This window comes from Sneathia vaginalis (assembly GCF_000973085.1).
Classification (GTDB): Bacteria; Fusobacteriota; Fusobacteriia; order Fusobacteriales; family Leptotrichiaceae; genus Sneathia; species Sneathia vaginalis.
Genome location: NZ_CP011280.1, coordinates 476,802 through 489,283 on the forward strand (window position 1 = coordinate 476,802; position 12,482 = coordinate 489,283).

The 12,482-nt window shown below is 27.8% G+C and carries 16 protein-coding genes; 2 read left to right on the forward strand and 14 right to left on the reverse strand.

The window, feature by feature from the left end:
* Window positions 1–34: 34 nt before the first annotated feature.
* A complete protein-coding gene (locus VC03_RS02355) occupies window positions 35–904 on the forward strand; it encodes a metal ABC transporter solute-binding protein, Zn/Mn family (RefSeq protein ID WP_046328496.1) in 870 nt (289 codons plus the stop codon).
* On the forward strand, window positions 901–1,368 hold the full coding sequence (ybaK, locus tag VC03_RS02360) for a Cys-tRNA(Pro) deacylase (RefSeq protein WP_046328497.1): 468 nt from the start codon (window positions 901–903) through the stop codon (window positions 1,366–1,368). The genes VC03_RS02355 and ybaK overlap by 4 nt, the downstream gene beginning before the upstream one ends.
* A gap of 32 nt (window positions 1,369–1,400) precedes the next feature.
* On the opposite strand, the gene VC03_RS02365 is transcribed toward ybaK, so the two are convergent.
* The 14 genes from VC03_RS02365 to VC03_RS02430 all read right to left on the reverse strand — a co-directional run bounded on the left by VC03_RS02365 (window position 1,401) and on the right by VC03_RS02430 (window position 12,477).
* Window positions 1,401–2,009 carry a class I SAM-dependent methyltransferase gene (locus VC03_RS02365; RefSeq protein ID WP_046328498.1) on the reverse strand — a complete coding sequence of 203 codons (609 nt, stop codon included), beginning with the start codon at window positions 2,007–2,009 and terminating at the stop codon, window positions 1,401–1,403.
* Window positions 2,009–2,446: a GNAT family N-acetyltransferase gene (locus VC03_RS02370; RefSeq protein WP_046328499.1), complete on the reverse strand. Its 438-nt coding sequence runs from the start codon at window positions 2,444–2,446 to the stop codon at window positions 2,009–2,011. Before VC03_RS02370 ends, VC03_RS02365 begins: the two co-directional genes overlap by 1 nt.
* The gene (gene truA / locus VC03_RS02375) at window positions 2,436–3,155 is read right to left on the reverse strand and encodes a tRNA pseudouridine(38-40) synthase TruA (protein ID WP_046328500.1); all 720 of its coding nucleotides are present in this window, start codon (window positions 3,153–3,155) and stop codon (window positions 2,436–2,438) included. The genes VC03_RS02370 and truA overlap by 11 nt, the downstream gene beginning before the upstream one ends.
* Window positions 3,146–3,742 carry an HAD family hydrolase gene (locus VC03_RS02380; RefSeq protein ID WP_046328501.1) on the reverse strand — a complete coding sequence of 199 codons (597 nt, stop codon included), beginning with the start codon at window positions 3,740–3,742 and terminating at the stop codon, window positions 3,146–3,148. The genes truA and VC03_RS02380 overlap by 10 nt, the downstream gene beginning before the upstream one ends.
* Window positions 3,720–4,754 carry a GspE/PulE family protein gene (locus VC03_RS02385; protein WP_046328502.1) on the reverse strand — a complete coding sequence of 345 codons (1,035 nt, stop codon included), beginning with the start codon at window positions 4,752–4,754 and terminating at the stop codon, window positions 3,720–3,722. Before VC03_RS02385 ends, VC03_RS02380 begins: the two co-directional genes overlap by 23 nt.
* Window positions 4,755–4,776: 22 nt before the next feature.
* Window positions 4,777–5,235 carry a hypothetical protein gene (locus VC03_RS02390; protein ID WP_046328503.1) on the reverse strand — a complete coding sequence of 153 codons (459 nt, stop codon included), beginning with the start codon at window positions 5,233–5,235 and terminating at the stop codon, window positions 4,777–4,779.
* Window positions 5,222–5,818: an L-threonylcarbamoyladenylate synthase gene (locus VC03_RS02395; protein ID WP_046328504.1), complete on the reverse strand. Its 597-nt coding sequence runs from the start codon at window positions 5,816–5,818 to the stop codon at window positions 5,222–5,224. Before VC03_RS02395 ends, VC03_RS02390 begins: the two co-directional genes overlap by 14 nt.
* Window positions 5,811–6,788 (reverse strand): ribose-phosphate pyrophosphokinase, encoded by a 978-nt coding sequence (locus VC03_RS02400; protein WP_046328505.1) that lies wholly within the window; start codon window positions 6,786–6,788, stop codon window positions 5,811–5,813. The genes VC03_RS02395 and VC03_RS02400 overlap by 8 nt, the downstream gene beginning before the upstream one ends.
* Window positions 6,789–6,807: 19 nt before the next feature.
* Window positions 6,808–8,133, reverse strand: coding sequence for a bifunctional UDP-N-acetylglucosamine diphosphorylase/glucosamine-1-phosphate N-acetyltransferase GlmU (gene glmU / locus VC03_RS02405; RefSeq protein WP_046328506.1), 1,326 nt, complete (start codon window positions 8,131–8,133; stop codon window positions 6,808–6,810).
* 52 nt (window positions 8,134–8,185) lie between these two features.
* Window positions 8,186–9,121 carry an L-lactate dehydrogenase gene (locus VC03_RS02410; protein ID WP_237223975.1) on the reverse strand — a complete coding sequence of 312 codons (936 nt, stop codon included), beginning with the start codon at window positions 9,119–9,121 and terminating at the stop codon, window positions 8,186–8,188.
* Complete coding sequence (locus VC03_RS02415) at window positions 9,118–9,744, reverse strand: ABC transporter ATP-binding protein (RefSeq protein ID WP_052727656.1); 627 nt, start codon at window positions 9,742–9,744, stop codon at window positions 9,118–9,120. The genes VC03_RS02410 and VC03_RS02415 overlap by 4 nt, the downstream gene beginning before the upstream one ends.
* A 118-nt stretch (window positions 9,745–9,862) precedes the next feature.
* A complete protein-coding gene (gene tpx / locus VC03_RS02420) occupies window positions 9,863–10,339 on the reverse strand; it encodes a thiol peroxidase (RefSeq protein ID WP_046328507.1) in 477 nt (158 codons plus the stop codon).
* 17 nt (window positions 10,340–10,356) lie between these two features.
* Entirely contained in the window at window positions 10,357–12,261 is a 1,905-nt protein-coding gene (locus tag VC03_RS02425) for an alpha/beta hydrolase family protein (protein ID WP_046328508.1), read from the reverse strand.
* A gap of 9 nt (window positions 12,262–12,270) precedes the next feature.
* Window positions 12,271–12,477, reverse strand: coding sequence for a helix-turn-helix transcriptional regulator (locus VC03_RS02430; RefSeq protein ID WP_046328509.1), 207 nt, complete (start codon window positions 12,475–12,477; stop codon window positions 12,271–12,273).
* Window positions 12,478–12,482: the final 5 nt, after the last annotated feature.

Genomic DNA, 12,482 nt, shown 5'->3' on the forward strand with positions numbered 1-12,482 from the left:
TATCGTGTTAGTATCTTAAAAGAGGTGTTAAAAGATGAAAAAAATATTAGTTTATTTATGCATGTTAATAAGTTTTACAGGGTTTTCAAAATTAAGAGTTGGTATAACAATGTTACCATATTATTGTTTTGTATCAAATATAGTTGGAGATAAAATGGATGTAGTTCCATTAGTGCCAGCAAATGTTAATGCACATACTTATGATGCAACAGCACAAGATATTAAGAGATTAAATACAGTAAATGTTGTAGTTGCAAATGGAGTAGGGCATGATATGTTTTTAAACAAAATGTTAAGAGCAACTAAAAAAAATATACCAGTAATTAATGCAAATAAAAGAACAACACTTATGCACATAGCAGGGCAAAGAAGAAGTGGTATAGTAAATCCACATACATTTATTTCAGTTACACAAAGTATACAACAAGTAAATTATATCGCATCTGAATTAGCAAGAATAGATTCAAAAAATGCAGGATATTATAGACAAAATGCTTCAAGATATATAGCAAAATTAAGAAGTATAAAAACAGAAGCATTAAGAAAAGTTAAAGGTAAATCAAGAAATATTAGAATTGCTACAACACATGGAGGATATGACTATTTATTAAACGAATTTGGTCTAAGTGTTACTACTGTTGTAGAACCTTCATATGTTCAAAGTCCAAGTTTGACAGATGCTAAGATAGCAATTAATAAGATGAAGTCAAATAAGGTTAAAATACTATTTGACGAACAAGTTTCAAACCATAAATTAGCAAATACTATACAAAGAGAAACTGGTGTACATATAGCTGTATTAAATCATATGACAAATGGAGCATACAAAAAGGATGCATTTGAAAAAGCACTTAGAGAAAATATGAATGCAGTATGTAACGCAATACAAAAGGTAGCAAAATGAAAAAAACAAATGCAATGAGAATTTTAGATTCTAAAAAGATAGCATATGATGAAATAGAATATGACACAAGTAAAGGTATATCAGGTGTTGATGTTGCAATAAGTACAGGTGAAAATCCTGCAAATGTTTACAAGACACTAGTTACATATTCAAAAGATAAAGAATACTTTGTATTTGTAGTTCCAGTAGGTTGTGAATTAGATTTAAAAAAGGCTGCAAATGTAGCGAAAACAAAAAAGATTGATATGTTACCACAAAAAGAACTATTAAATCTTACAGGATATGTACATGGAGGTTGTTCACCTATAGGAATGAAAAAGCTATTTAAAACATTTATAGATATAAGTGCCAAAGGCAAGGAATATATATTTGTTAGTGGTGGCAAGGTAGGACTTCAAGTAAAGATTAATCCAGATGATATATTGAAAGTAACGAATGTAAAATATGAAGATATAGTAAAATAAGAAAAAATCTCCCAATTTTTTGAGAGATTTTTTTATAACCCTTTTTTTGTTGCCATATATACCCTATAACCCTCGCATATATTAAGGCAAAAAACTTCTTGGAATATATTTTTTAATTCTTTTTCAGTTGATTTTGCTCCATGCTTTGTCATAATAACACAGAAAAATACTCCATTTTCATTTAAGTGTTCATAGCTTTTTTGATATAGTTCAAATATTAGCTTTTTACCAGCTCTAATTGGAGGGTTAGATATAATCAAATCAAAAGTATCAGAAATATTTTCATAAAGATTTGATTTAGTAATATTAAACTTATTAATATTGTTTTTTTCTAAATTTACACTAGATAAATCAAGTGCACGTTCATTAATATCAGATAGTGTAATAGTGCATGTAGGATAAAATGTCTTTATTATAGTCCCAACAACACCATATCCACAACCAATATCAAGTACACTAAAGTCTTTATTAGAATAATTTTTAATGATTTCTTTTAATAAGATTAGTGTACCTAAATCAACATGATTTTTTGAAAATATACCATTATCAGTTGTAAAGATAAAATCTTTATCTAGAAAATTTAAAAATATATCTTTTCTTTTTGAAATTGTATCAGGTTTTTCACTGAAGTAATGTTGCATTATTTTTCCTTTCTCATTAAAAATCTTTTTTCATTATCAAAATATTCATTATCTAAGTTTTTTGTAATCTTAAATCCTAAAGAGCTATATAGCCTTATTGCATAAGTATTACTACAAGTAACAGTTAATTCAAAAATTGAAATATCTTTTAAGTCAGAAAACATAAAGTTCATTAACATTCTAGCATATCCCTTATTTTGAAATTTTTCATTTGTTGATACACCATATATATATGCTATATTATCTCTAGAAAAAATAACTTCAATTACTGAAATAATATCTGTATCATTAAAAATTGCATAAGTACTACCATATTTTGTAAAGGGCGATATATTGTATTGTCCAACACCAGCAGTTCCAAATATTTTTTCTTCATACAGATATATTCTTTTAAGAATATCCCTATCAAGAGTAGCATCTAATTTTTTAATTATCATAACATACCTCTTTTAGGTATAGACCATTAGGGGATAATATTTTTTTAGGTCCATTACCTATACCGTTAAGCTTATTTATTATAGTTTTTTCATCTTCATATATGCAAGAAGCTACAATTAGTCTTATCATAGATTTTAAAAAACTATTACCTTTTATTATAATCTGAAACTCATCATTAATTTTTACACAATTAGCAGAATAAATCTTTCTGACTGGATTTTTTTGGTCTTTATCAGATTTAGAATAAAGTGTAAAATCATGTTCACCAACAAATAAAGCTAGTTTTTTATTTATTTTTTCAATATCAATATCTTTTCGTATTTCAGATATATATGAAGCTTCAAAAGGTGATATATCATCAATATATTTTAATCTATATAAATATGTTCTGTAAGTAGCCATATATCTAGAATTAAAGTCTTTATCTACAATATCAATGTTATAGACCTTTATTTTACCATAAAGAGCTTTATTAAGTTGCTTTTTAATAGCAATAGGAGGGATAGTTTTAGATATTTTAAAATTTGATACTTGCATTAATGCGTGTACACCTCTATCAGTTCTTCCAGAGCTAATTAAGTTTATTTTCTCATTGAAAACTTCAAATATTACTCTTTCTATTTCACCTTGAACTGTAATCTTATTCTTTTGTCTTTGCATACCATAGAATTTACTTCCATCATAAGAGTATACCATCCTTATATCCATCTATCCAACCACCCATTCTTTTTAGGTAAGCCTAACACCTTATTTCCTTTATTTATACTAATTTTCTTTTTTGCTATGTTGAATAAGGGAAGATCAGATAAGCTATCAGAGTAAAAGCAAAGCACATCAAAACTTCCTAATTCATTTAATCTTTTTAGTTTTTCATCTTTTTTACAATTTTTTCCAATAAGAGTAAAGTTTGAATATTTTGTTGATATTAATATATCAAAGCCTAATTTTTTGTAAATGGGTTCTAGTAAAAAATCGGGAGATGCAGATATTAGGATTAATAAGTCGGCATCCTTCCTATTTTCCTTTATTTCTTCAAAAAAATATGGATAAATATTTTTTATTTCATTTTCCCAGAATAAATTAATATCATTTTCTATATCCATTCCTTTAAATATACTAAAAAATATATTTTTTACTTTTTTTAAATCCTTAATATTAAAAAGTATTATGGTAAGGTTTAATATGAATTTTGGTATAAGGTATCTATGACGTTTTAAGAAAAAAAACATAAAAGCCATGCTTGTTTCCTTACTGTATATTGTTTTATCAAAGTCATAGATTATAGCCTTTTTCATTACAGTCCTCCATCATTGTTTTAAAGTCTAGTTTTTTTAATTCATGTAGTATATCAGAATTTAATGTATATCTTGAAAATATATCTTTTTCTTTCTCTTGCATGTATAAGACTTCATTTATCATTATTCTATCTTTTATTAATTTATTATCATTTGAACAAAGTAATCTTTGAGATACTATCATCACAACAGAATCTAGTAGTAAATATTTAGGAATTGACATATCGATAAGTCTTGCAAAACTTGTAATACAATCATTAGTATGTAGAGTTGCAAGTACAAGGTGACCAGTAAGAGCTGCACGAATTGCAATTTTTGCTGTTAATTCATCACGAATTTCTGAAATTATTATTATATCAGGATCAGATCTTAGTGAACTTCTTAAAATACATGGAAAACTTAAACCTATTTCTTCATTAACCTGTACTTGTATTATACCATTTACCTTATTTTCTACAGGATCTTCAATTGTTATTATCTTTTTATTACCTGTATTTAATAGATGTGTAAAGGATAGTAGAGTGGTAGACTTACCACTACCTGTTGGACCAGTTACAAGGATTAAGCCATGTGATTTAGATAATGCCTTTTTTATCTTACTAATATTATTTTCATTAAATCCCAATGTTTTTAATGATATATCTGATAAGGTAGAATTTAGTATTCTAATAACAACATTTTCACCTGTTATACTAGGCATTACACAGACTCTTAAATCGTGATTTTCAAATGTAATATTACCATCTTGTGGTAACCTTTTTTCAGCAACATTCATTTTAGCCATTATCTTTATACGTGATATTAATTCACTCGCATTGTTTAAAGTATTATCTAATTTTATTACCCCATTTACCCTATATTCTATGAGGCATTTTCCATAATAATCTTGTATGTGTATGTCACTTGCTTTTAATGCAATTCCTCTTCGAATTATATCATTTGCTTCTAAAATTATATTGTGAGTTATAAAGACATTGCTAGAAGCAATGTCTTTAGTTGTAGTATTTCCCATTATATACCCCCGTTTAAAATTGTTATTTTTTATTCAAAATTTCTTTTAATAATAATTCATTTTGTGCTTTAACTGAAGAAAATAATACTTTTTTTATTATATTGTAGAACTTAAGTTGTTGTTTTTGATTTTCAACTTCTTTTATCATAGATTTAATTTGTAAAACTAAGAAATCTTGTTCTTCATATGAAAGATTAAAAGTCTTTAATTTTTCTCTTTTTTGTCCTTTTTCAACATGTACTTGTTTTCTTATATAATCAAAAAAGCTTTGAATATTAGGTAAAACTGCATTGTTAGCTTCCATTTGTTTTTTTAGTTCAGTTATAACTTGATCTAGGTATCTTTGTGAACCTTTAGATAGGTGTACTTCTATTTTTCTTTTACCTTTACCAATTTTTTGAACAGCAGAAGCCATTTTCATTTGTTGTTTCATGTTAAATACGTCCATGTCGTTAATTTTGTTAGCATTAACCATTTTCATTAGTTTCTCCTCCAATCTTAAGTATTTCTTCAAAATTAATTTGGCCTTGTCTTATCAAACTATATTTACCATCAAGATATGACACTATTGTTGAGGGAATGCCAGATAAATTTTTATCTGTTGTGATTATTAGAGGAACATTTTTTAAAAGTTCATCTGATATATTGCTAATATTTGTGACAGGGGGTTCGCCAGATATATTAGCACTAGTAGTCATAAGTATTCCACCAACTCTTCGTATAATATCTCTTGTTAAGTCATTATCAGGTATTCTTATTCCAACAGTAGGACCTAGTAAGTCAACAAATTCTTTTTTTGTCTTACATACAATACTTAATGCACCTGGTAGAAAATGTTTGATAAGATTTAAGTCAATATCGTCTGTTAATTTAAAAAAATCATTATAATCAGATACTAAAGCCAAAATCTTTTTATTTTTATCTCTTTTTTTTAAGAGATATAGTTGTTCTATTGCTTTTTTTGTAGGTATTGCACCTAAACCATAAACAGTATCAGTTGGTACTATTATACAACGACCTTCTAGTAATAACTTAATACCATCTTCTATCTTATTTTTATTCATTTGATTCATCTATATCATGAGGAAGAGCAAATAGGTCGCTTATAGGTTCTTCATTATATATTCTATGTATAGTTTCAGCAAACATAGTGCTAGCAGAAACTATAGATAATTTATCAAATAATTGTTCTTCTTTTAATTGAATTGAATCAGTTACAATAATCTTTTTAAAAGCAGAATCTTTTAGTCTTTGTACAGCTTGTCCAGAGAATACTGGGTGAGTAGCACATGCATAAACTTCAGTAGCACCAGCTTCTTTTAGTGCAACAGCAGCGTTACATATAGTACCAGCTGTATCGATTATATCATCTATTATTATTGCTTTTTTACCTTCAACGTTACCTATAATATTCATTACTTCACAAACATTAGCTTGTGGTCTACGTTTGTCTATTATGGCAAGTGGTGTATGTAGCCATGTAGCAAGATTTCTTGCTCTTTTAACTCCACCAACGTCTGGAGATACAACTACAGTATCGTTAGGCGTAAATCCTTGGTTTATAAAATACTTTGCAAATATAGGTAAAGCTTCCATATGATCAACTGGTATATCGAAGAATCCTTGTATTTGTTTTGCGTGTAAATCCATTGTAACAACTCTTGTTGCTCCAGCGGTTGTTAATAAATCTGCTACTAATTTAGCTGTGATTGGTTCACGAGGACTAGCTTTTCTATCTTGTCTTGCGTAACCATAGTATGGAATAACTGCTATTATTTCAGAAGCAGAAGCTCTTTTTAATGAGTCTATAAACACTAATAATTCCATTAAACTTTGATTTACTGGTTTTGAAGTTGATTGCACTACGAATACTTTACAACCTCTAACAGTGCAATTGGCTTTAACAAAAGTTTCTCCATCAGCGAAACTTATGATATCTCTATCACCAAGCTTAGTACCCAATTTATCGGCTATTTTACTTGCAAGTTTAGCACTAGATGTACCAGCAAAAATTTTTATTTCGTGTTCTTTCATCTTTTCTAACACTCTCTTTCTATTTTTTATTAATTATAACTTGTCTTGCACGACCAAATGCTATTTTATTATCATCTACATTTTTTGTAATTACACTACCTGCTGCAGTTAGAACATTATCTCCAACTTTTACAGGTGCTACAAATATTGAATTACTTCCAATAAATGCATCTTTTCCTATGAAGGTCTTATTCTTATTAACACCATCATAGTTACATGTAATAGTTCCAGCACCTATATTAGTATTTGCTCCTATAACAGAGTCTCCTAAATATGTTAAGTGTCCAGATTTTACACCTTCATTAAGTGTTGAGTTTTTAACTTCAACAAAGTTTCCTATATGCACCTTCTTATTAAGAACAGTTCCTTTTCTTAAGTGTGCAAAAGGACCTATTGAAACTTCGTCTTCTAAAATAGAGCTTTCAATGACGCTATTATCAATTTTAACATTATCTTTTATTGTACTATCTTCAATTCTTGATGAAAATATTGTACAGTTTTGCCCTATAATAGTTTTTCCTTTTATTATTGTATTTGGGTAAATAGTAGTATCACATCCAATAACTACATCTTCTTCTATGTAAGTATTATTAGGATCTATGATATTAACACCATCTTCCATTAATTGATCTAATTTTTTTAAGGTTAATATCTTTGATACAAGAGCTAAGTCTTTTTTAGAATTAATTCCTATCATTTCATTTTTATCTTTAAGTAATAAGCTATCAGATGTATAACCTAAATTGTTTAATATTTTTATAGCATCAGTTAAGTAATATTCGCCCTTGCTATTTTTATTATCAATTTTATCAATAACATCAAGTAGTGCCTTAGTTTTAAATAAGTAAACACCTACATTAATTTCATTAATTTTTTTAATATCTTCGCTTGCTTCTTTCTCTTCTATTATGTCAACGACCTTGCCCATATCATTTTTTATTATTCTACCATAACCCATAGGGTCATCTAATTTACAAGTTAAAAGTAAACAATCAAGATTATTTTTTATAAATTTATCTTTCATTTTTTCTATTGTGTACTTTGATAATAAGGGACCATCACCATAAGTTACTAGAACTAAGTCTGAATCTTTGAATTTGTCTTTTGCTATTTTTATAGCATGACCAGTTCCGAATTGTTCTTCTTGAACAACGTAGTCATATTCTGGAAAATCTTTTATAATCTCCTCTTTCTTATAACCCAATATAAGTAGAACATCACCAAAATCTTTAGTTGTATTAATAACTTTTTGTAACATTTTTTCGCCATTAACTTTATGCAATACTTTAGGAATACTAGATTTCATTCTAGTACCTTTTCCAGCTGCAAGAATTATTGATAACATATTTCCTCCAAAAAAAATTATTTCATATATTATACCATAAAATTATACGAAATTATAGAGAAAAACCATCTATAGTTTCTTTTAATATTTTTTTAGATGCATCTAATTTTTGAGTTTCTTCTTCGTTTAAATCAGGACAAATCTTCATTATTTGACCTTGTCTACCTACTATATTAGGTACTGAGTAGTAAACATCACTAATAGGGTTGTAAGTAGAAATAGTTAAGATAGATTTTTCATCTCTTAATATTGCTTCAACTATTCTTCTAACAGATATTCCTATTGCATAGTTAGTATATCCCTTTTTATTAATTATTTCATATGCAGCATTTTTAACGCTATTAGTTACTGATTCTTTTAATTCATTTAATTCAACATTTTCACGTTTACAATATTCGTCTATAGATAAAGGACCAATACTTAATGCAGACCATACTGGAAATTCACTGTCACCATGTTCACCTATCATGTAACCATGAACACTTTTAGCATCTATATCAAAAATTTGTGAAAGTGTATATTTTAATCTTGAAGTATCAAGAACTGTACCACTACCTATAACTCTAGTTGCAGGGAAACCTGATAACTTGTATGTAAAGTAAGTTAAAACGTCTACTGGATTTGCAACTACTAATAGGATACTGTTAGGTGAGTATCTAACAATCTTAGGAACCATTTGCTTAAATATTGATAAGTTTTTACCAATAAGATCTAGTCTTGTTTCACCAGGTTTTTGACCAGCACCTGCTGTAATAATTACTATATCAGAATCAGCAGTATCTTTGTAGTCACCTGCTGTTATTTCAACAGATTTCATAAATGCAGCACCATGTGCAATATCTAAAGCTTCTCCTTGTGCCTTATCCTTGTTAATGTCTACAAGTACAATGTGAGATGCAAGCCCTGATTCAGCAACTGCTAATGTAGTAGCAGATCCAACGAATCCTGCTCCTATAATTGATACTTTGTTTGTTTTTCTCATACTCATATATGTTCCTCCATTTTTAATATTGTGTTTGAAATCTTTTTTACTATTTGTAAGTCGTGCGATATGAAAATAAATGTTGTCATATATTTTTCATTAAAAAACTTTATTAATTCTATGATTTGCTCTTGTATAGTTAAATCAAGAGAAGCTATAGGCTCATCACAAATTACAAGTTTTGGTTTTAATATCATAGCAGCACCGACTATAACTCTTTGTCTTTGACCACCAGATAGTTCACTAGGATATCTATCTTTAAAATGAGTTAATTTTAAAAATTCTAACATTTCATCAACTCTTTTAGAAATATCTTTCTGCTTATTAACTATTAATGGCTCAGATAAAATCTCATTAACAGTCATTTCTTCATTTAGTGCACTATATGGATCTTGAAAAATCATCTGTATATCAGATATTTTGCGTAAATTAAGGTCTTTATTCTCAAATAGAATTTTACCAGAACTAGGCTTAATAATACCTAATATAATTTTTGCAATGGTGGATTTTCCAATACCAGATCTACCGACTATAGAAAAAATTTCGCCTTTTTTTACTTCAAAAGATAGGTTTGAAAATATAGTTTCATGACCGTATCTTTTTGACACATTTTCTAGTTTTAAAATCATACTACCACTTCAAATTTTACAATAAAATAGTTAAAAAATCTAGTGAAAAGCTAAATATATATGAAAAAAAGCTAGTTTTAAGCTAGCTTTTAATAAGTTTTCTCATACACTGAAACCTTTAAATGAATTTAAGAGCATTTTCATAGTCAGGTTCATCAGATACTTCGTGTAGGTATTCTGTATATATAACCTTATTGTTTTCATCAACTATTATTACTGAACGAGTTAAAATACCTAATTCTTTAATATATGTTCCAGTAGCCTTTCCGTAGTTCTTGTACTTTACATCACTTAAAAAGTGTATATTTTCATTTATATTAGTATAAAGCTTTGTAAATACAAATGGTAAATCAAGCGATATAATATAGCACGTAATCCCTTTATCTTTAAGATAATTTTTAAATTTTGATATTTCAGTAGAACATGTATCTGTAACAAGCGACGGGATAGTTAAAAAAATTCTTTTTCCATGCGTTTTATTTAAAGTTACTTTATTAAAATTACTATCAATTAATCTGAAATCTGGGAAATCATCATCAACTTTTAATTTTGTGCCTGTTAATGTAACAGGGTTACCCAAAAATTCTACTTTCATTATTTCTCCCCTTTACTTTAATTTAAATATTTATTAAACCAATCTACCATATTTTGTAGTCTTGATATTCTAGCTTTAGGCTTACCACTTCTTGATAATTCATGGTTTTCACCTTTAAATACGACCATTTTAGCATCTATCCCCATATCAAGTAGAGCCGTTAACATTTGGTATCCTTGATCTATAGGGCATCTATAATCACAGTCAGAATGAATAATTAATAATGGTGTCTTGCACGACTTTATGTATTTTAGTGGCGAGTGATTCCATAATACATTGAAAAAGTTTTCGTCATTAAATTTTGTCTTGTTTTGATCGTCGCTGAAGTAATACCCTATATCACTTACACCATACATAGATATCCAATTTGAAATAGACCTTTGTGTTACAGCACATTTAAATCTATCTGTATGAGTTACTATCCAATTTGTCATAAATCCACCATATGAGCCACCAGTAACCCCTATATTCTCAGTATCTATACTATACTTTTCTATAACCGCATCTACAAAGTTCATAAGGTCTTCATAGTCAATAGAACCATATTTTCCACGTATATCTGCAAATAAGTTACCACGACCTGATGAACCATGAGGATTAGTGTACATAACAATGTATCCAAGACTAGTTAAAACTTGCATTTCATGATAGTAAATAGGTGAATAAACTGTCATTGGACCACCATGTATATCTAATATTGCCTTATACTTCTTGTTTTTATCATAATTTTGTGGCAAGAGTACAAAGCCTTTAATTTTAGCATTGTTAGAAATAAAGTCTACTTCATTCGCCTTAGAAATATATCTATTTTTAAAGACCTCATCATTAAATGAAGTGATTTTTTCTAAATTAGTTCCCATATATATTTCAGCTATTTTACCATCTACAAAAGATAGTGTATAAAGTGTGTTGTCTATATACACATAACCATCAATAGAACCCATAAATTCTAGTATCGTAGTAATATTCTTATTTGAATACAAAGAGAGCCTAGTATGGTTTTCTACAGTTTGTACAAAGTAAAAGCTGTTGTCAGTATAATTAACAAGAACAGTTTCATTATGACCTAGTCTTGCATCACTTCCAGTTGAATTTCCATAGTCTATATCTTCATTTATCTCAATATTAAGTTCGTGTGTTTTTCTATCTAAGTAGTATACCTTTTCAAGTTCATTTATACCAAATTTTTTCATATCTGAACCGAATAAAAGGATAGAGTCTTTTAGATATTTACAAGAATTAAATGATATATCTGCACAACACAAAGTTGTAGTTATATTTTTTTCTAAATCATATTCATATACATTAGAGTATAGTTGCATTTTATTCTCAAAAATATTACCAAGATAAACAACCTTCATACTATTTTTATCAATATCAAAATCTATAACATTAAAGTTAACATCTTCTGAAATTTTTTTTAATTCATTAGTTGTACTATCATATACAAAGAGTTGGTTTCTCTTGTAGTTAGTATAAGAAGCACCATTAGAAAAGAATGGTATTTGTTCTATAACAACACTAAAATCTTCATCTTTTTTTAATGTCTTTTCAATTGATAAAATATATTTTGTATCTGATATTTTTTTAATACTATTTACTGGATAGGGTATGCTAAATATCTTTTTAGATTCACCTTCACCTAGCGTAAGGTTATAGAATTGTGTGATATTTTTATCTTTTTCATCATTTTTTGAGATTAATAAACTTTTGTCGGTTAGCCAACCATGAAAATTAAAAGATTGCTTTTCAATTAAGCATATATTTTTCTTATCTTTATATATATAAAGGCTAGTATCATACGTATTCTTATCTAAATTAACATTTTTTACTATATATGCAAAAGCATCTTTTTTAGGATTTGATTGTAAACCAGAAATATATTTAAAGTCATTAAGTAAGTCTAAATTAATATTTTCCATATTATTGCCTCAAATAAAGAATAATTCTTCAAATTTGTAATCTAAAGCTCTACAGATTAATAAAGCTAGCTTAGCAGATGGATTAAATTGCCCATTTTCTATGTAACAAATAGTTTGTCGTGAAACACCCACAATATGAGCTAATTGTTCTTGAGATATCTTTTTCTCAACTCTAGCAGACTTTATGCGATTTTTTAAAATCAAATCATAGTTCAATGTAA

What these genes read in the sequence shown, in the direction of transcription:
- VC03_RS02355 (WP_046328496.1), top strand. Translation starts at nt 35, where the DNA reads ATGAAAAAAATATTAGTTTATTTATGCATGTTAATAAGTTTTACAGGG.
- ybaK (WP_046328497.1), top strand. Translation starts at nt 901, where the DNA reads ATGAAAAAAACAAATGCAATGAGAATTTTAGATTCTAAAAAGATAGCA.
- VC03_RS02365 (WP_046328498.1), bottom strand. Translation starts at nt 2,009, where the DNA reads ATGCAACATTACTTCAGTGAAAAACCTGATACAATTTCAAAAAGAAAA.
- VC03_RS02370 (WP_046328499.1), bottom strand. Translation starts at nt 2,446, where the DNA reads ATGATAATTAAAAAATTAGATGCTACTCTTGATAGGGATATTCTTAAA.
- truA (WP_046328500.1), bottom strand. Translation starts at nt 3,155, where the DNA reads ATGGATATAAGGATGGTATACTCTTATGATGGAAGTAAATTCTATGGT.
- VC03_RS02380 (WP_046328501.1), bottom strand. Translation starts at nt 3,742, where the DNA reads ATGAAAAAGGCTATAATCTATGACTTTGATAAAACAATATACAGTAAG.
- VC03_RS02385 (WP_046328502.1), bottom strand. Translation starts at nt 4,754, where the DNA reads ATGGGAAATACTACAACTAAAGACATTGCTTCTAGCAATGTCTTTATA.
- VC03_RS02390 (WP_046328503.1), bottom strand. Translation starts at nt 5,235, where the DNA reads ATGAAAATGGTTAATGCTAACAAAATTAACGACATGGACGTATTTAAC.
- VC03_RS02395 (WP_046328504.1), bottom strand. Translation starts at nt 5,818, where the DNA reads ATGAATAAAAATAAGATAGAAGATGGTATTAAGTTATTACTAGAAGGT.
- VC03_RS02400 (WP_046328505.1), bottom strand. Translation starts at nt 6,788, where the DNA reads ATGAAAGAACACGAAATAAAAATTTTTGCTGGTACATCTAGTGCTAAA.
- glmU (WP_046328506.1), bottom strand. Translation starts at nt 8,133, where the DNA reads ATGTTATCAATAATTCTTGCAGCTGGAAAAGGTACTAGAATGAAATCT.
- VC03_RS02410 (WP_237223975.1), bottom strand. Translation starts at nt 9,121, where the DNA reads ATGAGTATGAGAAAAACAAACAAAGTATCAATTATAGGAGCAGGATTC.
- VC03_RS02415 (WP_052727656.1), bottom strand. Translation starts at nt 9,744, where the DNA reads ATGATTTTAAAACTAGAAAATGTGTCAAAAAGATACGGTCATGAAACT.
- tpx (WP_046328507.1), bottom strand. Translation starts at nt 10,339, where the DNA reads ATGAAAGTAGAATTTTTGGGTAACCCTGTTACATTAACAGGCACAAAA.
- VC03_RS02425 (WP_046328508.1), bottom strand. Translation starts at nt 12,261, where the DNA reads ATGGAAAATATTAATTTAGACTTACTTAATGACTTTAAATATATTTCT.